Annotated in this window: 17 protein-coding genes and 1 tRNA gene; 7 read left to right on the forward strand and 11 right to left on the reverse strand. The window is 41.8% G+C overall.

The features are described 5' to 3' along the window. The 5 genes from AC5JM2_RS09480 to AC5JM2_RS09500 form a co-directional block, all read right to left on the reverse strand. A partial coding sequence (locus AC5JM2_RS09480) for a CHAT domain-containing tetratricopeptide repeat protein (protein WP_495834641.1) occupies positions 1-1,789 on the reverse strand: 1,789 nt, incomplete at its 3' end. Next, positions 1,789-1,938, reverse strand: coding sequence for a plasmid partition protein ParG (locus AC5JM2_RS09485; RefSeq protein WP_495834642.1), 150 nt, complete (start codon positions 1,936-1,938; stop codon positions 1,789-1,791). The genes AC5JM2_RS09485 and AC5JM2_RS09480, both read right to left, overlap by 1 nt. Positions 1,939-2,300: 362 nt before the next feature. Further along, positions 2,301-3,389, reverse strand: a complete 1,089-nt coding sequence (locus AC5JM2_RS09490; RefSeq protein WP_495834643.1) for a tetratricopeptide repeat protein — start codon at positions 3,387-3,389, stop codon at positions 2,301-2,303. A 63-nt stretch (positions 3,390-3,452) separates the two neighbouring features. Then, positions 3,453-4,370 (reverse strand): histone deacetylase family protein, encoded by a 918-nt coding sequence (locus AC5JM2_RS09495; RefSeq protein WP_495834644.1) that lies wholly within the window; start codon positions 4,368-4,370, stop codon positions 3,453-3,455. 48 nt (positions 4,371-4,418) lie between these two features. Next, positions 4,419-4,640: a hypothetical protein gene (locus AC5JM2_RS09500; protein WP_495834645.1), complete on the reverse strand. Its 222-nt coding sequence runs from the start codon at positions 4,638-4,640 to the stop codon at positions 4,419-4,421. Between the two features lie 372 nt (positions 4,641-5,012). On the opposite strand from AC5JM2_RS09500, the gene gshA reads away from it, so the two are divergent. The 4 genes from gshA (at position 5,013) to AC5JM2_RS09520 (ending at position 10,383) form a co-directional block, all read left to right on the forward strand. Further along, the gene (gshA, locus tag AC5JM2_RS09505) at positions 5,013-6,149 is read left to right on the forward strand and encodes a glutamate--cysteine ligase (protein WP_495834646.1); all 1,137 of its coding nucleotides are present in this window, start codon (positions 5,013-5,015) and stop codon (positions 6,147-6,149) included. Positions 6,150-6,506: 357 nt separating this feature from the next. Then, positions 6,507-6,962, forward strand: coding sequence for a tRNA (cytidine(34)-2'-O)-methyltransferase (locus AC5JM2_RS09510; protein ID WP_495834647.1), 456 nt, complete (start codon positions 6,507-6,509; stop codon positions 6,960-6,962). 872 nt (positions 6,963-7,834) lie between these two features. After that, positions 7,835-10,096: a peptidoglycan DD-metalloendopeptidase family protein gene (locus AC5JM2_RS09515; RefSeq protein ID WP_495834648.1), complete on the forward strand. Its 2,262-nt coding sequence runs from the start codon at positions 7,835-7,837 to the stop codon at positions 10,094-10,096. 213 nt (positions 10,097-10,309) lie between these two features. Beyond that, positions 10,310-10,383: transfer RNA gene (locus AC5JM2_RS09520), tRNA-Met, on the forward strand. A gap of 70 nt (positions 10,384-10,453) precedes the next feature. On the opposite strand, the gene AC5JM2_RS09525 is transcribed toward AC5JM2_RS09520, so the two are convergent. Continuing rightward, positions 10,454-12,553 carry an amylo-alpha-1,6-glucosidase gene (locus AC5JM2_RS09525; protein WP_495834649.1) on the reverse strand — a complete coding sequence of 700 codons (2,100 nt, stop codon included), beginning with the start codon at positions 12,551-12,553 and terminating at the stop codon, positions 10,454-10,456. Between the two features lie 177 nt (positions 12,554-12,730). Here AC5JM2_RS09525 and AC5JM2_RS09530 point away from each other — a divergent pair, with 177 nt between their 5' ends. Both AC5JM2_RS09530 and AC5JM2_RS09535 read left to right on the forward strand, forming a co-directional pair. Further along, positions 12,731-13,342: a peroxiredoxin gene (locus AC5JM2_RS09530; protein WP_169268634.1), complete on the forward strand. Its 612-nt coding sequence runs from the start codon at positions 12,731-12,733 to the stop codon at positions 13,340-13,342. Between the two features lie 217 nt (positions 13,343-13,559). After that, entirely contained in the window at positions 13,560-14,096 is a 537-nt protein-coding gene (locus tag AC5JM2_RS09535) for a peroxiredoxin family protein (protein ID WP_495834650.1), read from the forward strand. Positions 14,097-14,291: 195 nt separating this feature from the next. On the opposite strand, the gene AC5JM2_RS09540 is transcribed toward AC5JM2_RS09535, so the two are convergent. From AC5JM2_RS09540 to AC5JM2_RS09550, 3 genes are all read right to left on the reverse strand, one after another. Continuing rightward, entirely contained in the window at positions 14,292-15,290 is a 999-nt protein-coding gene (locus AC5JM2_RS09540; RefSeq protein ID WP_495834651.1) for a DnaJ C-terminal domain-containing protein, read from the reverse strand. Positions 15,291-15,410: 120 nt separating this feature from the next. Further along, positions 15,411-15,923 carry an AAA family ATPase gene (locus AC5JM2_RS09545; RefSeq protein ID WP_495834652.1) on the reverse strand — a complete coding sequence of 171 codons (513 nt, stop codon included), beginning with the start codon at positions 15,921-15,923 and terminating at the stop codon, positions 15,411-15,413. Between the two features lie 191 nt (positions 15,924-16,114). Further along, complete coding sequence (locus AC5JM2_RS09550; protein WP_495834653.1) at positions 16,115-17,404, reverse strand: glucose-1-phosphate adenylyltransferase; 1,290 nt, start codon at positions 17,402-17,404, stop codon at positions 16,115-16,117. 735 nt (positions 17,405-18,139) lie between these two features. Here AC5JM2_RS09550 and AC5JM2_RS09555 point away from each other — a divergent pair. Next, positions 18,140-18,679 (forward strand): flavodoxin, encoded by a 540-nt coding sequence (locus AC5JM2_RS09555; RefSeq protein ID WP_495834654.1) that lies wholly within the window; start codon positions 18,140-18,142, stop codon positions 18,677-18,679. Between the two features lie 521 nt (positions 18,680-19,200). On the opposite strand, the gene AC5JM2_RS09560 is transcribed toward AC5JM2_RS09555, so the two are convergent. After that, positions 19,201-19,506, reverse strand: coding sequence for a hypothetical protein (locus AC5JM2_RS09560; RefSeq protein WP_495834655.1), 306 nt, complete (start codon positions 19,504-19,506; stop codon positions 19,201-19,203). A gap of 123 nt (positions 19,507-19,629) precedes the next feature. Next, positions 19,630-21,366: a S8 family peptidase gene (locus AC5JM2_RS09565; protein WP_495834656.1), complete on the reverse strand. Its 1,737-nt coding sequence runs from the start codon at positions 21,364-21,366 to the stop codon at positions 19,630-19,632. Positions 21,367-21,681 lie beyond the last annotated feature (315 nt).

Genomic DNA, 21,681 nt, shown 5'->3' on the forward strand with positions numbered 1-21,681 from the left:
CGTTCGGATCAAGTTTAATTGCTTGGTTATAATCAGCTATAGCGCGGTCATACTCTTCTTTAGTGTCGTAAGAAAGTCCTCGGTTGTAGTAAGCTTTGGCATCGTTCGGATCAAGTTTAATTGCTTGGTTATAATCAGCTATAGCGCGGTCATACTCATTTTTATATAAGTAACAATTTCCTCGGTTGTTGTAAGCTAGGGCATAATTCGGGTCAAGTTTAATTTCTTGGTTATAATCAGCTATAGCACGATCATAGTCTTTTTTATAAAAGTAAGAAAGTCCTCGGTTGTTGTAAGGGAAGGCATAGTTATGGTCAAGTTTAATAGCTTGGTTATAATCAGCTATAGCGCGGTCATAGTCTTTTTTATAAAAGTAAGAATTTCCTCGGTAATTGTAGACTATTTTCTGGTTTAACGCTTTCATTGAATCATTACCCTGTTCCAAAGCTTCGCTAAAAGAGGTTATAGCCTGTTCCCAATCACTAACTGTGTAACGAATTAATCCCACAGTAAAATGAGTCAAATAACTCATCTCTTTTGAAAGACGTAATTGCAATTGAAAATTGTTTAATTCAGAGATGCTAGCCGTCTGTTCTAACGAGCCAATTTTAGGTAAGTATTTTGGGGTACGCAATACTTCAAAGTGTGGACTAAACTGTGTACTTGTACTTGTTACGTCATAATCACCCCAAATGACAATCCTAGCTTTGTGACTTTCTCCTTCACTAAGGGCATCTTGACGGTTAGTAATTATTTTGTTTAAACGTTGTACTTTGACATCAGGAGATTGTTGAAAGGCATTATTTAGGTTCTCAAAGATATTTTGAGTTACACGAAACTTTTTGTGCTCAGCAGAAGTTTCAAAATCAGCGAGAAGAACAATAATGTCCTTGGTTGGGAGTTCCAATATATAAAATCCAGTTATACCCAAAAGAGGTAGAATCACCATCCCTGCTAGAGCCAAACGCCGTAATTTTTTGTATTGTTTGAATCGTCTAAAGAAATTGATATTAAAACCAGCAATTCGACTTGAGGGATAGTAGATGTATGCACAACAGATCCAAAAAGTAATCAGACCAAAGCCGAGTAAAATATGAGTTATTAATCCATAATCGTTAAGTATTAACCGGAAAAGTCCTAGTAAGCTAATTATCAAACCAAATACTACCGTGCCAATAAAGAACAACGGTGTATATGGTTGAGTTGTGATTGAGTCTTCCGGACTAAAATCTCTATGTCTAATTTTTATTGTGGGAGTATTAAATTCCAAAAGATTATTTAAATCTATATTATTACAACCAAATTGAAAAGCATCTGCGTAGTTTCTGCCACAAAAAATAGCATCATAAAATCCTTTGGAAAAAATGATAGCAGAATTGTCTGGAATAGATTGTCCCATACCAATGACACAATCAATATGTTGAAAAATTGCTTCAGCTTGAGTCTTGGAATAGCAAGCGTTTAGTAAAACACACTCTACTTGCTCTTTTGATAACTCAAAAAAACGTGAGAGTGATTGCGTACTTACTATCTGCGCCGAACCTGAGTTATTTTCCAGAACTAAGCCATCAGTCCCAGTACCGTGACCGGAAAAATGTACTATTTGTGGTTTATGATCTAACAATGTACGACGCAACTCATCAATACGAACTGCACCTTTATTAATCAATTCAAATTTTTCTCTATTAAGAGCGCGTTCCCACGCTGCTTGAATTTCTCGTACTTCTTCATCCAAGCGCAAGTTATTTGTATTTATAGGATTAGCTGATAATATTAAAATCTTCTTCATCAGGGTTTGGGATCACTCAATGAAGTAACTTCGTTCGCTTTTAACCACTGTTCAACTAGTTCAGTTATCACTTGGTTCATCTTCAGCCCACGGATAGCACAGGCTGCGTGAAACCGTTTTTTGATGTCGTCAGTGATACTAATGTGCATCAGTTTTACAGATTTTAAAGCTTGTAGAAAAAATTGTATCCAAATATATCTACAAATGTACAATGTCTGGTTTCGGACAAACTTATAAATTTTAGAACAGGGAACACAACGACCACGCCCCTTCGGCTACGCTCAGGGCGAGTCAGTGCATCGCAGGGAACGCTTAACAGGGAAGAAGGAATAAACATGTACCTAGCTTCGTCAAAATCAAATAGGTGTCCTATAGACTTCCAACGATCAGGAAGTTATCCTGCTCATCCCCCTCACTCGCTGCTCAAACATTGTATGCCCTACGGAAATTTAGTTTTGAATTTTGCTTCGACTCCCTTTAAGCTGAGCGAAGCCGAAGCTTCGGCTACTGTTCACTGTTCACTGTTCACTGTTTTCAGTTCTTGTTTTGCTTTTTCGTTCAATTCAACATCATTATTTAATTGCAAGATTTTTTGGAAGTCTTGTATAGCTTTATCTTTATTGCCCTTATTCTTATAAACTAACCCTCGGTTGTTGTAAGCTGCGGCATAGTTTGGGTCAAGTTTAATAGCTTGGTTACAATCGGCTATAGCACGATCATAGTCTTTCTTAACACGGTATAGCTCACATCGGCTATCATAAGTTACAGCATCATTCGGATCAAGTTTAATAGCTTGGTTATAATCAGCTATCGCGCGGTCATAGTCTTTTTTATACAAATAATAATATCCTCGATTGTTGTAAGCAGCGGCATAGTTTGGGTCAAGTTTAATTGTTTGGGTATAATCAGCTATCGCGCGGTCATAGTCTTTTTTATTGCCGTAAGAAATTCCTCGGTTGTAGTAAGCTTGGGCTAAGTTCGGGTCAAGTTTAATAGCTTGGGTATAATCAGCTATCGCGCGGTCATCGTCTTTTTTATTGTAGTAAGAAAGTCCTCGGTTGTAGTAAGCTGTGGCATAGTTTTGGTCAAGTTTAATTGCTTGGTTAAAATCAGCTATTGCGCGGTCATAGTCTTTTTTATAGGCGTAAGAAAGTCCTCGGTTGTAGAAAGCTGTGGCATAGTTCGGGTCAAGTTTAATTGCTTGGTTAAAATCAGCTATTGCGCGGTCATAGTCTTTTTTATTGCCGTAAGAAATTCCTCGGTTGTAGTAAACTTGGGCATCGTTTTTATCAAGTTTTGTTGCTTGGTTAAAATCAGCAAGTACTAACCGGAAAAGTCCTAGTAAACTAATTATCAAAACAAATACTACCGTGCCAAGAAAGAATAAGCGTGCATGTGGTTGACTTGTCATTGAGTCTTCCGGACTAAAATCTCTATGTTTAATTTTTATTGTGGGAGTATTAAATTCCAAAAGATTATTTAAATCTATATTATTACAACCAAATTGAAAAGCATCTGCGTAGTTTCTGCCACCAAAAATAGCATCATAAAATCCTTTGGAAAAAAGGATAGCAGAATTGTCTGGAATAGATTGTCCCATACCAATGACGCAATCAATATGTTGAAAAATTGCTTCAGCTTGAGTCTCCGATCTACTTACTACTCACGCGATGCAGCGCTCAATTGTTGCGACAACTGACTTGGAAAGTGCGTCAAAATCATAACCACCTTCCAAGCCGAACAGAATTTTACGAGTTATTCCTAGACAATAATCTGTGAATAAACCATAATCTTGCGGTTGCAAATTTATACTAGCCAATGGATCATCGGCGTTGGCGTCGTAACCTGCACTCACAATCAATAAATCCGGCTGAAAACTAGATAAAAAGGGTACTACTTTTTTTTCAAAAATAGGTTGGTATATTTTTATATCGCTGCTAGGAGGAATTGGTATATTCAGTACATTCTTATGAAAACCTCGCTCTGTATGATGTCCTGTCCCTGGATAGCAAGGGTACTGATGAAGAGAACAGTAGGCAATTTGTGAGTTTTTTTCTACTATTGCCTGAGTACCATTACCGTGATGCACATCCCAGTCAAGGATGGCAACACGGTTAATTCCTGGTTGTTCCAGGGCATAAAGAGCAGCGATCGCCGCATTGGAAAACAAGCAAAACCCCATCCCCGCATCACTTTCAGCGTGGTGTCCTGGTGGACGCGCCAACACAAAAGCTGGTTCGCCAGTTTCCAATACAACATCAACTCCATCCAACCAGGCACTCACTGCCAACAAAGCAACATCATAACTGCGTCGAGAAACAGGCGTATCTCCATCCAAATAACCACCGCCTGCAACAGCAATTTCTTGAACTTTCTTGATGTAGCGCCGGGTGTGTGCTTGTTCTAACACAGATATGATACAGCGCTTTTCTGGTAGAGTGGGCAAGCGCCATTCAATATGTTGTGCAAACGCAGCTTGTTTTAAGGCGGTGGCGATCGCACTCAGACGTTCTGGTTTCTCTGGATGGAAAGATCCAGTCTTGTGATCCAGAAACTCGTCGGAATAAATGACTGGCAGCATAAGGCGAGTGAAGTAAGCAGTAAGATACTGATTTCAATTGTATGCTGACTACTCTTTGGGGAACCCGGTAAATTCATCGCTTGGTTCATCCAGCATTTCCGGTGCTATAGCTGGGTTACTCCTACGTTCTTCTGGCGATTGACTCAATATCACATCGTCTATTCTTGGAGGATTTTTAATTTTGTCAAGTATCTCAGGACTTAATTGGGATTCATCGCTTTGTGGATTTGTTTTTTTTGCTTGATTAGGAGTTGTTTCATTGCTGGACATAATTATTTCCTCAAGAGGGAACAGGGAACAGGGAACAGTGATAACTGATAACTGTTCACTGTTTGAACCTTACACGCCTCAGCTTAAGCTTTGCTGTAGGAGGTACACACTATCTTGAGGCTTAAATTAAGGATAAGAGAAAGATTTCGGTACTCTGTGGTTTGTCAACGCGGCTTGCGTCCTTGTTGGTTCCGGGCTAGGGGTGTACCACATCCGAGAGTGCGCCCCTCTTAGGGGCTAGAAAATTTTCTTTTCCCCTCACACCCTTACACCCCTTTGTTGATCAACTCTTAATTCACCCTAAGGTTGTAAGCAGGATTTCGTTGCCTTCGATACAATTTAGAAGTAAGGAGAGCCGAGGAGAACAGACCAGTGCTATTAAAAGGCTTTGAGATAGAGATGTACACTGGCACGCCCAGTGGTGATATAGTCGGACTCTCCGACAAGATAGTTGGATCTTTGGATGGATTTGTCCGAGAGCCGGATAGTCGAAACGTAGAATATATCACTCCACCATTACAGAATTACGAACAGCTTTTATGTGCCTTGTTGCGTCCTCGGCTTCAACTTAGAAACTTCATCAAGCAATTAGGTGATTACACGCTGATTCCAGGAAGCACTCTATCCTTAGGAGGAGGCGATCGCTTTTTTCGCTCAGATCCAACAAACCCTTATCATGACTACATTGAGCAAACATACGGTACCAAGGTTGTCACCGCTAGCGTTCACATTAATGTAGGCATTAGCGATCCAGAAGTCTTAATGCGGGCGTGTCGGGTTATAAGGGTAGAAGCACCTTTGTTCCTTGCCTTGAGTGCATCATCTCCGTTTCTGAATGGCAAAGCAACTGGTTATCATTCCACACGCTGGGGTGTTTTTCCGCAAACGCCTTCTCATGTACCTTTATTTGAAAGCCACGCCCATCACATTGAATGGGTGGAAAACCAACTGGTGGCTGGAACAATGCAAAATGTTCGTCATCTTTGGGCGTCAGTTCGACCAAATGGCGATCGCCGCCCTTATGATTTGAATCGTTTAGAACTACGAATTTGCGATTTAGTCACAGATCCAATTGCTTTACTGGGGATAGCAGCTTTAGTAGAGGCACGTTTATTACAAGTTATCAATAATCCCTCTATCGATCCATTAACCCAAAGCACCTTCACCCCAGACGAACTTATTTCCCTAACCTATGCCAACGAAACTGCAGCCGCGACTTCCAGTCTTGAGGCTCAACTTCAGCATTGGCAAGATGGTAGGAGTATTTTAGCCAGAGATTGGATTAGTGAAATATATCAAGATGTTTGGGCGATCGCTAAGCAGAATGGCTTTGCCTGTTTCCTTTCACCATTACAAAAAATCTTGCGTGAAGGTAACGAAGCTCAACAATGGTTACAACTGCACGCACTTGGCTTGAGTGAAAGACACGTTCTCACTCACGCTATTGACGTAACAAGAGAATGCGAAGTTGAACTAGAAGATAAATTGTGTTCATCTTCGGTTGCTTAGCACACCTTAGGATTAATAGGGTTCGGAAATCTAAATATGAACAAATCATGATCCAGATTTGTCCCTTCAGTGAATTCCGAACCCTTTTTATGGAAATGTCTATTTGGCGTTAAAACTTGATGTATGTCAGATATTGGTAGTGTACAATACACCTACAAATAACTTAATAAATCGTAATATATCTCAGTATATCCCCTTAGCTCTTATAAAGCACATTTTTTGTCTGTTTTAAATTTCTAATCAATTGACTCCTGATCACAATATAAAAAAAAATTATGTATTTTCAACACTAGGGAAGATGTAAAAAAAAACAGACTGCATTTTAATCAGATTTTCAATATATTAATTCTTCCGCAAATGCCCCAGGTCGTTTTAGTTAACCCGCTTATTCCTCCCAATACAGGTAATATTGCTCGCACCTGTGCTGCCACAGGCACTGAATTACATTTGGTAGGACCTTTGGGGTTTGAGATTAGCGATCGCTACCTCAAAAGAGCTGGTTTAGATTACTGGCCTTATGTCAAACTGCACTATCACGAATCTCTGGAAGCTTTTAAGTCCGCGCATCGCTCACGTGGCGGAAGATTATTAGGTTTTAGCGTCAGAGGTAGTTGCAACTACGTGGATTTCCACTTTCAACCCAATGATTGGTTGCTCTTTGGTTGTGAAACCACTGGCTTACCACTTGAGATCACATCAGCTTGTGATGTTACTCTCTATATTCCTATGAACGAACCAAATGTTCGCAGCTTAAATCTTTCTGTGAGTGTAGCAGTGGGTCTTTTTGAAGCTCGTCGTCAATTGGGGTTATAGTAATTCGAGTTCTTTTAAAGACGCCAGCATAGGGAAAATCTTAACAGTTTTTATGTGATCATATACTGATTTTTGAGATTCTTTTTATACAGCGATTCAAAAAAATCTCTGATATCTTAATAGTAAGCAGTACGAAGTGACTAACTGCAAATACAGATAGAACCAAACTATGTTTGAATTATTATTCATGACTCAGTACTCTATATTCAACACTGCTGGAGTAAAAATGACTTGAGACTGAAGAAAATCTATAAGAAATTTCTATAGTAGTTTTGATAAACAGTCGAGGTGAAATGATAGATTTTCTTAAATTTGAATTTTCTTTTGAGTAGGGAACGAAAACATCATGAGCCAGTCATATCAAGAGTTTGAGGTAGTTACTCTCATGTTTTTTCTTTTTTTGAGCTATAAAATCTGCTAGTTAATACGGTTATTTTCGAGTAATAATCAACGTAAAACCTTGTGTAATAAATACGGATGAACTGAAAAAATGCTGAAAAAGATTTACAGAAGGGTGTAGTGTATTCTATGAGCTAGCAGCAGACAACTTGCTCAAGGCAAAAGAACATGCCGAATGTGTGATAATCAATCGTGAAACAAAAGCAACAAAAGCCTGAACTGTAAAAAAGAAAACTTTTATGACCTATGAAAAATGAAAGGTGTCAGATGTGAACAGAAAAACCCAAGGCAAAAATTTAATATTTAAAATATCGATGTGAACTTGTCTAAATCAGAGAAGCAGGTTAATCTTGCGTAAGTATCTCTGGTGTATGTGGTATTGATCTATTGCTTGTAGTGATTAAAATCATTGACTAGTACTCAGACTGGAGAATTGAGGTTGGTTAAGCGCAAGTGATCATAGGAGGTCGTCTTTGAAACGAGCATTAAAAAAGAAAGGGAGGGCTGAGTTGGAGAATACCCCAGGAGATGATGTTGCAGTGGAACCAATAGATGCAGTTAATCCAAAGGTTAACCAATGTCAAGTACCAACAACAGCTGTAATGATTGGCTTGGCAATATCAATGGGAGCAACCAGCTTTTTGGTGACTCGACAAAGCGACCAAGCTGCAGCTGCAGAAGTGTTAGGTAACCTAAATACAGCCTCAACAATTCCTGTTGCGAATAATTTGGAGGTGAAATTTGCTTCCACCAAGAAACTAGAATCACAAGCCATCTCATCAGTGAGCTTGCCAGAAAGTCCTACAGTAGTAGAACCAACAGCAATTTCACAGCTAACTCAACAAAGAGCAAAATGGCAAGTTGGGGCAAGCAAGACATCAGTGCAAAGCTCAGCATCAGTAGGAGTTCCAAGTTTACTGACAACAGCACAAGCACAACAAAGTATTGCTTGGGAAAAAAACAACTTCCAACAGTCTAAAAAGCTGGGAGCACAAATACTCTCTAATGCTGATGGTATTACTAATGTGCAAGCTGTGTCTTCCCAATCTGCTCAACCAAAAACAGTAGAAGCTAAGAACACAGAAGAATCAGAAGTAAATGCTCAACTAAAAGCGCAGCAAGAATTCGCGCGAAATCAATTACAGCAAGAATCAGACCATCTCAGGAAAAGTTTAACTCAATGGCACTCTCAACAAACCAAAGATTTATCACAACAAGCAGCAACTAGGTTAGTACAGCCAATGACTGTGGCAGGTAAAATGCCCCAGACAAGTACTATCACTGGTACATCACAGTTGAATACAACTAGCGATGTTAACACAGCAAGGCTCGTATCAAAGTTAAACCAACAATCAGAGGTGCAGGTGTCAACACTACCAGCTTCAACAGCAGTTGCACCAATAGCAGTCACACAAACAGCAGCTGCAGTATATGAAGTTAAGCCAGGAGATACAATAGGGGAGATCGCCAACGATTATGGCATTTCAGTCCTAGAACTGATAAAGGCAAATAATCTTAACAATCCTCATCAGCTGAAAATCAGTCAAAAACTGTCAATTCCTGTAGCGCAAAACCCCAGTACTGCTCAGGCATCTGTCGCAACGAAACTGAGTGCGCTTGGAGCCAGTGGTACTAGCAATATTAGCCAAACAACTACAAAATCACTCATTGCCAACAACAGCAGTGTTACAGTTCCAACATCAGTAGTTGGTAATACCCAGTTTCAGTCATACGTTCAATCGACGACTAACTTAGCAGAAAATACTATTACAAATAGCCAATCTTCTGACTCTATCACATATTATGGTGTAGGTGGTGACGCCCCACTGCCAACAGTTGTTACAGAAGCTCAATTGGCACAAATACCAACTTCTACAAAAACAAAACAAGTAAAAAATGATCAACGTCTGCGCCGCTTGCAATTAGAAATTGAAAGATTGCGGGAAAAATACCGTTCTCAGGAAGCTGGTAATACAGTTGCAGACGCAAATGAAGCTAATGATGCGCCAGTAACAGTTCCTGGTGCCAGTCAAAATGATGGTGTAGTGCCAATTTCTGTTCCGAGACCAAATAACTCAGCAGTGCAAATACCTGTGAGTGAACAGAACAAAGCTGGAATTTCCATACCCGTTCCCAGACCGATAGCCCCGAATTATGGTAGCAGACCAGGTAGGCCACAACTGTTACCAAATCAAGCGATAGTAACACCTCCCACAGGTGTTGATGCTTCTCGATCTCTTGGTTCTATGCAGGGAAAAATAGTTTATCCACAGTTACCGCCTTTAGCAGCAGTGGATAGATATCTGCCAAGAGCGATTGACGAGAATACACCTGGTCCGTCCACCTCTACCACAGCTTATATGTGGCCTGCAAAGGGAACTCTAACCTCTGGCTTTGGCTGGCGCTGGGGAAGAATGCACAAGGGAATTGATGTTGCTAACTCAGTTGGCACGCCGATCTACGCATCCGCTGACGGTGTTGTAGAAAAGGCAGGTTGGAACAGTGGTGGCTATGGCAATGTTGTGGATATCCGCCATCTTGATGGCAGCATGACTCGCTATGGTCACAATAGTAAGATTTTGGTGCAGTCTGGTCAACAGGTACACCAAGGCCAAACAATTGCTTTAATGGGCAGCACTGGCTTCAGTACTGGCCCTCATAGCCACTTTGAAATCCATCCAACTGGCAAGGACGCAGTCAACCCAATAGCTTTCCTGCCAACAGCACGTCTGTAGTAGTTGGCAATCTGTAACTTGATGATTGCTTATTATATAGAGGGAGCCCAGCTCCCTTTTTGGCTATTTATTATACAAAGTAGCACATAGGTGGGCAGATGGGGAAAGTCAACAATACACCCCTTTGTTGGTCAACTCATGTTTAGCTGTCAATTCTTGAGTGTTGACTTCAAAGTTTCTGTATGCTAAATTAAATAATCGAATCATGTGTATGGCTCAGTAGCTCAGTTGGTTAGAGTAGGGGACTCATAAGCCCTTGGTCGTGTGTTCGAGTCACACCTGAGCCATTTTTGCAAATCTTTAAGTAACAGATAGGGAGTGGGGAGTTGCTTTAACCAACAACTCCCCACTCCTTTGTTAGTAGTTCTTCAAATGTCGAATGACTTCAGCAACAGACCAAGCTTGAGCTACTGCTCCTCTTGGTGTATGCGGCTCGTCACCCTCAAAAATTTCAGAAATAGAGCCAAGACAGGCATCAGATAGAAAGTGTTTTAGCAAGGGTTGCCAATCAAAAGGTAATGGAAGTCCCGGATAAAAACGCTCCCAACCACGAATGAAAGGGCCAATTAACCAACTCCATACCGTGCCTTGGTGATAAGCCCGATCGCGTTTTTCTGGGTTACCCTTATATTTGCCAATGTATTGTGGATCTGTTGGAGCCAGACTGCGAAGACCATAAGGAGTGAGTAAGCAAGAACGAGCAAGATCAAGGATTTTTTGCCCTTGCTGTTGAGAGAACGCACAATGTGAAAGCGAAAGTGCCAAAACGGCATTTGGGCGAATCTGAGAATTTCTTAGATCATCTGGCTCAATCACATCGTACAAGTAACCCAGTTGAGGATTCCAGTACTGTTGCATAGAAGCTTTCACTTGTTGTGCTAGCTCAGTGTAACGCAAAGCCTGCTTAGCAAGACGCCCACGGTCAACCATAGCTTCGTGTTCACTCAAAATTTCTGCCCACCGACTTGTCCAACATAGCGCTGAATACCATAGAGCATTAATTTCCACTGGCTTACCACGACGGGGAGTGATAGGCTGCCCGTCTACCACCACATCCATCCAGGTCAAAGCTACAGCAGGAGCATACCAACTAACTAGCCCATCGGTAACATCGGCCTGGATATTATAGCGTGTCCCTCCAATGAAAGCTTTGTAGATTTGCTGCACCACTGGATATTGCTCTACCAAAAACTGCCAGTCTTGTGTTGCTTCTAAGTAAAGCCCTAAAGTTTCAATCCACCATAGTGCCGCATCAATACTGTTATAAAACGGTTCGCCATCCGCGTCAGGAAATGCATTAGGAATTAAACCGTGAGAACAGTAACGTCCAAAAGTTTGCAACAGTCCTTTTGCCAACTCAAAACGCTGTGGAGTAAGAGTCAACCCTGGTAAGGCAATTAAGGTATCGCGCCCCCAGTCATTAAACCAGTGATATCCAGCAATCACGCTCGGACCAGCAATAGAAGCACGATAAACAATAAACTGATCGGCAGCTTGTAGTAGTCGCCGCCAGAGGTGGGATGGAGTTGAGGAAGATGAGGGAGATATAAGAGTATGATCTCGCCCTACTTCCCCCTGGCAATTTTCCCACCCAAAAATTTGAGACAGCCGCTGTTGCTCTGCTTCGACAAGTTCCGCAAAGGTTTCACAAGTCAGGGGAGTTTGCAGTTCATTCGGAAAACCCACTCGTGCATCCATTGTCACCGCATCCCCTGGACTGAGTGTAACTGTTAAGTAACCAGGGCTATAGAGGTCTTCGCGATCGCCCAACCCCCGCAGAGTTTCCTCGGGAAGTTTATAATCCAAGTACCAAAATGGATCTGGTTGATAGTTTCCTTGCGTCCAGCGCAAGTGCCAAGGTGTTCCAAAATTGTCAGAACTTATTGCTTGCAGGCAGACTTGCTGTTGTCCCAGCAATTGTGAGAACTGTAATTCTGGAATAACCTTTTGTTGATGGTGAAAGTCGCGATCGCCTATAAGCAGTCGCAGCTTCAATATCGCGGTTTGTGTACCTTCATAGCGATATTGAACCAAGATACGATGGCAAAAATGAAATGGGGGGGATGTGGGAGTGAGCGAGTCAGGGCTTACTTCTCTGTTTTGCCCTACTTTTTCCATTAATCCATACGGCATCACCAAACGTCTAGTCAACTGCCAGTCATCTTCACCCCATATCCACTTTGGAACTGGGTTAATATCAAAAAGGCGCAGCAGTTCGTAGCCCTTTGGCTCTATCTGACAACTGCCCCAGAAATTTGTCCCCAATGCCACAACCCGATCTGATAGTTCTAGGCTAGCTTCTAGGTGCGAAAGCAACAGAGTACGCCCAGAAGGCGGGTTAGTCGCGGCAAACAACCAGCCATGATAACTGCGAGTGCGGATATCAGAAACTGTACCACTGGCAAAACTTCCTAAGCCATTAGTCAGTAACCATTCTCTTGTATCTAAATCCACCATTGTCTACTCAAAATCGTTATGAGTATGATATTATTGTAACAGAATGTAATGAAGCCGTAAGTCTAGCCCTACAGGCGGTGAGACTATTGGTTCACGAGATGACGAGAACGGGTGAGATTACCTGACCCGAGCTCCAACAATACTAAATAGATAATAAATTGAAGGAGAATTAGGTTAATGCCTCTCACTTATCCATCAGAAGGATGCCTCCGTGTAGGTCAACAGGCTCCCGACTTTACAGCAACGGCTGTGGTAGATCAGGAATTTAAAACCATAAAACTTTCCGACTATCGCGGCAAGTATGTCGTACTGTTTTTCTATCCTTTAGACTTTACCTTTGTTTGTCCCACTGAAATCACAGCCTTTAGCGATCGCCACGAAGAATTTAAGAATCTTAACACCGAAATCCTTGGTGTTTCCGTTGACAGTGAGTTTTCTCATTTAGCATGGATTCAAACGGATCGCAAGTCTGGTGGCGTAGGTGACCTCAATTACCCCTTAGTTTCCGACATCAAAAAAGAGATTAGTGCAGCTTACAACGTGCTTGATCCAGCAGCTGGCGTTGCTTTGCGCGGTTTGTTCATTATTGACAAAGAAGGTGTCTTACAGCACGCTACCATCAACAACTTAGCTTTTGGTCGCAACGTTGATGAGACCCTGCGGACTTTGCAAGCCATTCAATACGTTCAGTCCCATCCGGACGAAGTTTGCCCTGCTGGCTGGCAACCAGGCGACAAGACAATGGTTCCCGATCCAGTCAAGTCCAAAGTTTACTTCGCTGCTGTTTAGGTTTCAAAAGTAATAGAGTAGTAGTACCACTATGACGTGCTATTACAAACTAACTCAAACTTAGCCACAGATAAACACAGACAAATCAAATTCGTAATGAATAATTCGTAATCTCTCAGAAGGAATTACGACTGAAAAATTACTAATTCTTTGGTTATATTCCGTGTAGATCTATGGCTTTTTCATTTAATATTTTCATAACATTAGGGATAAAAAGATGGTTACTTCAGCGGCTTCTAGCGGCTTATTCAATCAACGATTCTTCCGCAACTTTTTACCAAAACCAGCATCTAATACGCTGGAATTGGGATATCTGGCACCAGATTTTCAACTCCCAGATATCACTCATGGTACTTTAGTTAAATTATCTGATTATAGAGGCGAGCAACCAGTCTTACTTGCCTTCACTCGTATCTTTACAGAAAAAAATTATTGCCCTTTTTGCTTTCCTCATATCAAATCTTTAAATGAAAACTACGAGCAATTTCAAAACAGGGGTATAGAAGTTTTAATGATTACCAGTACCGATGAACGGCAAAGTCAAATCGTTGTGAAAGATTTGAATTTAAAAATGCCGCTTTTGAGTGATCCAAGCTGTCGCGTCTTCCGTAACTATAAAGTTGGACAAGCATTAGGAGCACCTTTACCAGCACAATTTGTGTTAAATCAAGAAGGCAAACTTCGCTACAAACATTTATTTTCTTTTCTTGACCACAACGCTAGCGTGGAGAGATTGTTAGAGCAATACAATTAGGCAGAGCAATGCCAAAGAAACAAATTTCAAGTTGAAAACTAAAACCTGTTAAAACACCAAGCCCGCACCGAATCAATAGATAAGGTGTGGGCTAACCTTACGATGCTTGCTGTTAGCGGAGTGGCGCGTTAGCGCGGGTAAATTCATTGGAATCCCCACTAAGCAAGAATCTGGGCGTCAAAAGAGCGCAGAGTGTCAAAGCCTAATATGCGGCAAATGTTCGCGGGGATTAAAAGTACGAATAGAGCGAATTTTTTCGTAGTATTCGCGTTCCTGCTGACTAATGTCTTTTGGTGGAACAATAGCAACTTTCACTAACTGATCACCACGTCCAGCGCGAGGTTGGGGCCAGCCTTTGCCACGTAAGCGCAAAGATTGACCAGAACGCACTCCAGGAGGAAGCTTCACCGTAACCGAACCATCTGGTGTGGGTACCTCAACTGAGGCTCCTAAAACGGCTTCGTCTGGCGTGATTGGTATTTCGCACACCAAGTTATCGCCCTCGAACTGGAAGAAAGAGTGGGGTTGAAGTTCAACTTTCAGATATAAATCACCACGTTGTTGGGTGAAAGGACTAACTGGTCCTTTACCGCGTACGCGTAAACGACTGCCAGACTTTGCACCTGCGGGTATACGAACATCAATGACTTCGTTGCCCAGATTTAGGTGCTTTTGTACACCATGAAACGCTTCGGAAAAAGTCAGGGCGATGGCAGCTTCACTGTCTTGGGTAGCGCCAGTAGTACCTACATCTTGAAAATTAAAATCATTAAACCCACCAAAACCACTAGGTGCACCAGTGCTGGTGCGGTAATATGATTGCCGTCCTCCGCGTGGACTACCACCGCCAAAGCGTCCTAGTAATTCGTTAATAAATTCATCAAAGCTACCATATTGGCTGAAATCAAAACCGCCCATATCAACACCAGCACCAGCACCAGATGGGAAGCCATCAGCTGCTTGTTTCCAGTATTGACCAAATTGGTCATATTTTTTGCGTTTGTCTGAGTCTGACAAAACTTCGTATGCTTCGTTAACTTCTTTGAAGCTTGCCTCAGCTTGTTTGTTACCTGGGTTGACGTCAGGGTGATATTTGCGGGCTAATTTGCGAAAGGCTTGTTTGATTTCTTCTGGACTGGCAGTTTTACTAACGCCCAAAGTTGCGTAATAATCCTTAAAATCAGTTGCAGCCATCTACCTGCCTCCCTTAGAAATTTCCGTTAAATTTTTATCTAAAATTAAACTTGACAGAGTAATCCAGATATAATTCTGGTGCATAAACTCTGATAATAAATTAACAAATATTAAATCAATTTAAGTGGGGTTCTTGCTCATTACAGGAGTGCAATTCCCGTACTCCTGGGCTTCCGGAGAATAGCAAATTAAATTATCAAATCCTTCCTCTAGACTTGGAGGGGCATCCCGAAGCTGACGATACATACGAAATATGACATCTTCTGGGACTTTACGTTCCCGTCTTTTGTTGCGTGCTAAACACTGCCATACTGGGGTTCTCACCCACATCCCGGTTATATGGGTAAAGCCTAGTTCACGCGCTATATCGATAAGTTCACGGCGATGACGTCGCTGGGCATTAGTCGCATCGTAGATTATTGTACCACCTGGGATTAGCGCTTGTTGAAATTGCCGTTGAATCTCCCGCCAAATCAGTAACCAAGGTCCTTGAAAAGCTTCATTACCAAACAATTGCCCTCGGATAGCATCAGTAGAAATAAGTTGCGTCCTCGGGCATTCTGCTAGCAATTGCCTTGCCAAAGTGGACTTACCACTACCAGGAAGACCAATTAACACAATTAACTGAGTCATCTGTCCATTGTCTTTTTTCCTTTGTTAATAGTTAGTAGTTAGTTGTTGGTTATTCTACTAACTACTAACTAATGACTAATGACCCTAGTGGGAACGTCCAAGTCAGAAGGCTATCGGATTCGCCAGTCGCTTAGTAGATCGGCAGACAAGGACTGCGCCGTACTGGCGAACTAATAACTCATGACTAATGACTAAATAATGGTTCCATCCGGAATGACGGCATTTTTCAGCACGACAACGATACCACTTTTGATATGGAAACCTTGATTTTCGCGCTGAGCTTCTTGGACATTATCTTTATTGATAATTTGCACATCAGAACCAATGCGAGCATTTTTATCGATGATGGCACGACGAATTGTGGTGTTCGCACCAATCCCTAAAGGAATTTCCCCACTTTGAGAGTCTGACTGGCGTTCAGCAAATGGTTGATAGAAATCTGCCCCCATAAGTAGGGAATCTTGAATGACACAGCCAGCTTCAATGCGCGATCGCACTCCCAGCACCGAATGTTCGATCCGGCATTTTTTGATAATGCAACCCTCTCCAATCATTGATTCTGTGATTTGGCAATCCAAGACTTTACTGGGAGGTAGGTAACGAGCACGAGTGTAAATTGGCGCGTCTTCATCGTAGAAGCTAAAAGGCGGCTGAGGTTGCTTGGTCAGTGCTAAATTTGCATCATAAAATGCCTCAATTGTTCCGATATCTTCCCAGTATCCATTGTATAAGTAGGCTTGAACGTTGTGATTGTTTGCCGCCTCGGGAATAATTTCTTTTCCAAAATCTGTCCTTTCTGAAGCTTCATTCAACAGCTTAGTCAAAACTTCTTTTTTAAAGATATAAATTCCCATTGAGGCAATATAGGGCTGTTTTTGAGCCTGTTCTGGAGTTAATCCCAGTACAGTTGTATCAACGTGCATCTCCTTTAGCGCATCACCTTTGGGTTTTTCGCTGAAATTGATTACTCTACCAGAATCATCAATTTTCACTAAGCCAAAGTCAGAGGCGCGACGCTCATCAATTGGTAGCACCGAAAGAGTAATATCAGCTCCAGTTTCCCTGTGACGCTGTACGAACTCACGGTAATCCATGCGGTAGAGGTGGTCACCCGAAAGGATAAGATATTCGTCTATGTCCCACTCTTCCATCAGCCACAAGTACTTGCGAACCGCATCAGCTGTACCTTGGAACCAGTTGAGGCTATCTGGGGTTTGCTGTGCAGCTAGAACTTCTACAAAACCCTCTGTAAAGCCAGCAAAGTTATAAGCACGAGCAATGTGGCGATTCAGCGAAGCTGAGTTGAATTGCGTCAGAACATAGATTTTATATATTTCTGAGTTGATACAGTTACTGACTGGAATATCGATCAAACGATATTTTCCAGCCACTGGTACGGCTGGTTTAGCCCGTAACTTAGTGAGTGGATAAAGGCGGGTACCTGCACCCCCTCCAAGGATTATTGCCAAAACTTTTTTCACAAGATTTCTCCAGACTGCCTTTCAACTCTCACCTACAGTTTAGGGCTAGCTGAGACCACTGATAAAGGGGGGGAGGCTAGATTATGGTATTACTTATGACGGATTTTCATATGAGCAATCTTTTTTTATATCAGTCACTTGACTTTTTTGTCAAAAAACTAAACAGTTCAAAATCTACGATGTAAATCCGGGGAATGTAGGCGAATGGAGAACCCCAGACTTTTGTAGTGTTCACGCGGCTTCCCATAGGGTAGGGTTGGGAACAGGGAACAGGGAACAGGGAACGCTTAAGAAGCTGTAAAGGTGTTCCTAGCTTCGTCAAAAATCTGCGGAGGAGTCCTAGACATACTTGTTGAGATTCCTGGGAAACTTCAAAAAATAAATTCAATTCTGTAGCCAATCATTAATTTTCGAAAATATCACTTGTAATATTTAAACTTTTTTTAGTTGTCAATCTAAATATTATTTAATTAGCGCTTATTCCAATTTATATTCATTAAGTAGCATACTTTATAGCGTCTTGTCTAACTAACAGGGATGGAGTGATCTCTGTGAGAACAATGCTTGCCTATAAATTTTCACTTCAAATGCTAATTATAGGGAATTCCTGCCAAATTCTAAGCTGTTAAATCTTGGGAATCTCACAGAAAGAAACATCCTTACGCGATCACAGAAGAAAAAAATCGCTGCCTGCGGCACGCTGCGCTAACATTCAAACCCAGAGGAGCTTTTGTTATGGCAAAAATGGCTATTTTCTATGGCAGTACTTCCGGTATCACTGAATCAGTCGCCACGAAACTACACGAGCATTTTGGCGAGGATCTTTGTGATCTTTACAGCATGGAAGAAGATTTTGTAAGCGTCGATCAAATGCTTGAGTACGATTATTTGCTCTTTGGTTGTTCTACCTGGGGTTCAGGGGAAGTCCAAAATGATTGGCGCGATCCTATATTCGAGATGTCAATCGAAAAACCCGATTTTACAGGTAAAACGATTGCTTTATTCGGTGCGGGAGATTGTGTAACTCACGGAGAACAGTTTGTTAGCGCCTTGGGTACTTTATATAACCACTTCAAAGAATTAGGTGCAACTTTAGTTGGTGAGTTCCCTCTAGACGGTTATACTTACGAATATTCCTTTGCTGTACGTGACGATAAATTTGTCGGACTACCTATTGACGAAGTGAATGAGAGCGATAAAACCGATGAGCGTATTGCAAGCTGGCTTGAGGTATTGAAACCACATTTTCCTAGCGCATCGTTGGAAACTGCTTAAATGACTCAAAAGTGAAAAGTCCTGACAGCGTATGGTGAGGTTGCTGTTACTCGTAACCTAGTCACAGCTTTCCCTTTAAGTACGCTTCCCACCATTTGGTGGGGGACTTAAACTCAGTGATGAAAGTGCTTTAGGATACAGAACTTTATCAGAATTTTTCCATCTCACTTTTTGCACCCTCATATCATGTCCGGTGAAAGACTTATCATTAAGACGGCTCTGAGCAGGGGGCAGGGAGCAGGGAGCAGGGAGAAAGAGGATTTTCCGGTTGTTGCACATATTTGGTAATCACAACTAATTAGCCGGACATGATATCAAATGTCACACTACGGATCTTTAGGGAACTGGTTCTCTATGGCTGACGCTACACCATTCGGCTATCGCAGCGATTTGCGGAGGTCATCCCCGAAGATCGCCAGTGCGAAGGGAAACGCTCTGCCGACTTGTAGACGCCGACCAGAAAGCGAACCGTAGGGTAGGAACTGGCGCACAAATTCTATTCCTTTACCTTTCCCTTAATACTATTTAAAAAATTTCATACCGCCTTTAATTTTTTGATTTACCAAATGCAAATTTTGAGACAGCTTAATATACTCCACCCAAGGCTGCTCTGATAACTCAGAAATTGCGTTTGGTGATAGGGTTGCTGTGAAAACATCCTTTTCAGGAGTTACATCTGCAACACCTAAGTTTTCTAATACAGTAGTTGTTTCAGTATATGTTGCATCATTTTTAGTATGAATAAAAACTTTTAAACCAGGCTCCTGTGAGTTATTAACGTCATTGAGCGCTACTGCAAGGGCGCTATCTAGCTTTTGATAATTCATAAAAACCTTCCAGTAAGTCAACAGGGGCAAGCAAAGAAGCTTACCCTATTATCAACCTATCAAATTATTAGGTTATCATTACCTATCCTTATACAGACTTAATGCATTTATCTGTACGTCCAACTACAGATTTTGTGCATCAATCAGTCCATAACCCCATTTGCTATCAAAGGTTTCGGCTGGTTTTTTTGGTATGGAACTATTTTTACGTAGCAGCAGTTTAATAGCACCGGGGTCAAGCTTGGGGTTACGCTGCAACAGCAGTGCGACTAAGCCAGTGATGAAGGGTGCAGCCATACTCGTACCAGCTAACACCATGAACTTGGAATTAATGATCGTTGAGCGATCAGAGTTGGCATTGGAGGAAAGAGTAGAAACAATCATCGCTCCTGGTGCTGCGACATCCGGTTTTTTAGCATCATTCCGCAGAGGTCCTTCACTGCTGAAATCAGAAATTGTATTCAAAGAGAAGCCCATTTCTTGGGCTTTATTGTCTATGTCAGTGTACTTATCTTTTGTTGTATAAGCAGCAACTGTAATTGCACTGCTGGCACATCCTGGTGAACCAATTTTGACTGAATCAACAACACTTTGGCCGGTGAATAAGCTTGACCCATCTAATGTCCACACATCTAGTCGCACATCTTTTGCTGAAGTGTTTTTGAACCGCAACTGCCAAATTCCACCCTGGACGGGTGTAGTATAACTGGCTTTCCCTTGACCGCGAATTTGTACTAAAACGTTATAGTCGCCGTTGCCGGGATCGCGTTTTGGTGTTGCAACTTGCACCTGCGAATCTTGTAAGGTGTATTCCTTTATATAGTTGCCATCAGCAATGACTGGTTGGAAGGGGGTGACGAAACCGTTGGGACTACGCAAGGACACTTCTAATTGACCTGCACTAGAGTACCAACCGTTTAACGTTGCCATGCTGGCTTGATTTAATGGTACGTTGAAGCGCATAGTATGAGTTTTACCAGCAGGAACAATTGCTTGAGCGTGAATGTTATCGTTGCCCTCGTTACCAGCAGCACAGCAAACTATGCGTCCAGGACCAGTTTCAGAGTTAATAACTTTTGACAGCGAGTCGCTCCCATCGTGAGGATCAAAGTGTCCCCCTATACTCATATTCACAACGGCTGGACGTCCCATTTCTCGGGCGACGCGAAAGATGTAGCGGACAGCATCGGCAATGTGACCTTCATCCAAGTCGCTTTTGACGATGAGCAATTCTGCCTCTGGTGCGACACCACCATAGGTAGCATCCATACCAGCAGCAATTCCAGCAACGTGAGTTCCGTGACCGTTTGTATCTTGGGAAATTGTGAGTTGTGAGCCAGTTAATTCTGCCCCATATTTACCTTCTATCACTCCAGAACCAGACAGTGTTTGGTCCCAGATGCGTAAAATACGTCCTTTAAAGGCGGGGTGCTTCGGATCAATGCCACTGTCGATAATACCGATCATCACTCCCTTGCCAGTAAGGTTACTATTTTTCTTCCTAAACTCCGGTATGTGTACTGTGCTTTTGGCAACGTCCATGTGCAGTTTAAGTTTGCGCGATGGCTTAATGCGCTCAATCGCAGGGTCATCAGATAAGGCGTCTAAACTTTGTACGGGTAAGAACGCCGTCCGCACGTGTCCTCTATTTTGGTTGACTTCAACACCATGTTGTGACAAGTGACTTAAGTCTGCATTTTCATCACAGTAGATAAAAACTATGCTACGGGTTGGCTTGAGATTGTTTTTCGGGGGAACTATACTCAGCATTCTGATCTGGGGAGTTAAAGCTTGCTGTCCTTCCCGTTGATAGTCTTCAAATGCTAATAGCAGTCCTGGAGATAGTTTTTGATGTCTCATTTGACGTCTCTTGAATATATTGAAGTTGAATATCTGCAACATTTTAGCAGGACAATCTGAAGAATTAGGAATTGTGAATAATTTTAGATTTCCCTGATTTTTGGAGAAAAATTATGGCAGTTATCATTTGGGTAAAATACATATTTTTTTCAGCCATAAGGTGTTACATCCAAATAAAAACTGCTAAAACACTAATGATTTTTCTGAAAATCCTACTTAGAGGAATTACCTTCTTTACCAAAATCAAGATTTTTTCTTTGCAGAGCTTGCGAATCTAATTTTTTTATTCATTATTTCATGATTGACAAATTCTTC

Source organism: Brasilonema angustatum (genome assembly GCF_059505445.1).

Excerpts from the sequence above, each read along its gene's own strand:
- AC5JM2_RS09500 (WP_495834645.1), bottom strand. The coding sequence starts at position 4,640 with ATGTCCAGCAATGAAACAACTCCTAATCAAGCAAAAAAAACAAATCCA.
- AC5JM2_RS09535 (WP_495834650.1), top strand. The coding sequence starts at position 13,560 with ATGGTTACTTCAGCGGCTTCTAGCGGCTTATTCAATCAACGATTCTTC.
- AC5JM2_RS09510 (WP_495834647.1), top strand. The coding sequence starts at position 6,507 with ATGCCCCAGGTCGTTTTAGTTAACCCGCTTATTCCTCCCAATACAGGT.
- AC5JM2_RS09530 (WP_169268634.1), top strand. The coding sequence starts at position 12,731 with ATGCCTCTCACTTATCCATCAGAAGGATGCCTCCGTGTAGGTCAACAG.
- AC5JM2_RS09555 (WP_495834654.1), top strand. The coding sequence starts at position 18,140 with ATGGCAAAAATGGCTATTTTCTATGGCAGTACTTCCGGTATCACTGAA.
- AC5JM2_RS09525 (WP_495834649.1), bottom strand. The coding sequence starts at position 12,553 with ATGGTGGATTTAGATACAAGAGAATGGTTACTGACTAATGGCTTAGGA.
- AC5JM2_RS09565 (WP_495834656.1), bottom strand. The coding sequence starts at position 21,366 with ATGAGACATCAAAAACTATCTCCAGGACTGCTATTAGCATTTGAAGAC.
- AC5JM2_RS09560 (WP_495834655.1), bottom strand. The coding sequence starts at position 19,506 with ATGAATTATCAAAAGCTAGATAGCGCCCTTGCAGTAGCGCTCAATGAC.
- AC5JM2_RS09545 (WP_495834652.1), bottom strand. The coding sequence starts at position 15,923 with ATGACTCAGTTAATTGTGTTAATTGGTCTTCCTGGTAGTGGTAAGTCC.
- AC5JM2_RS09540 (WP_495834651.1), bottom strand. The coding sequence starts at position 15,290 with ATGGCTGCAACTGATTTTAAGGATTATTACGCAACTTTGGGCGTTAGT.
- AC5JM2_RS09490 (WP_495834643.1), bottom strand. The coding sequence starts at position 3,389 with ATGGGACAATCTATTCCAGACAATTCTGCTATCCTTTTTTCCAAAGGA.
- AC5JM2_RS09495 (WP_495834644.1), bottom strand. The coding sequence starts at position 4,370 with ATGCTGCCAGTCATTTATTCCGACGAGTTTCTGGATCACAAGACTGGA.
- AC5JM2_RS09485 (WP_495834642.1), bottom strand. The coding sequence starts at position 1,938 with ATGCACATTAGTATCACTGACGACATCAAAAAACGGTTTCACGCAGCC.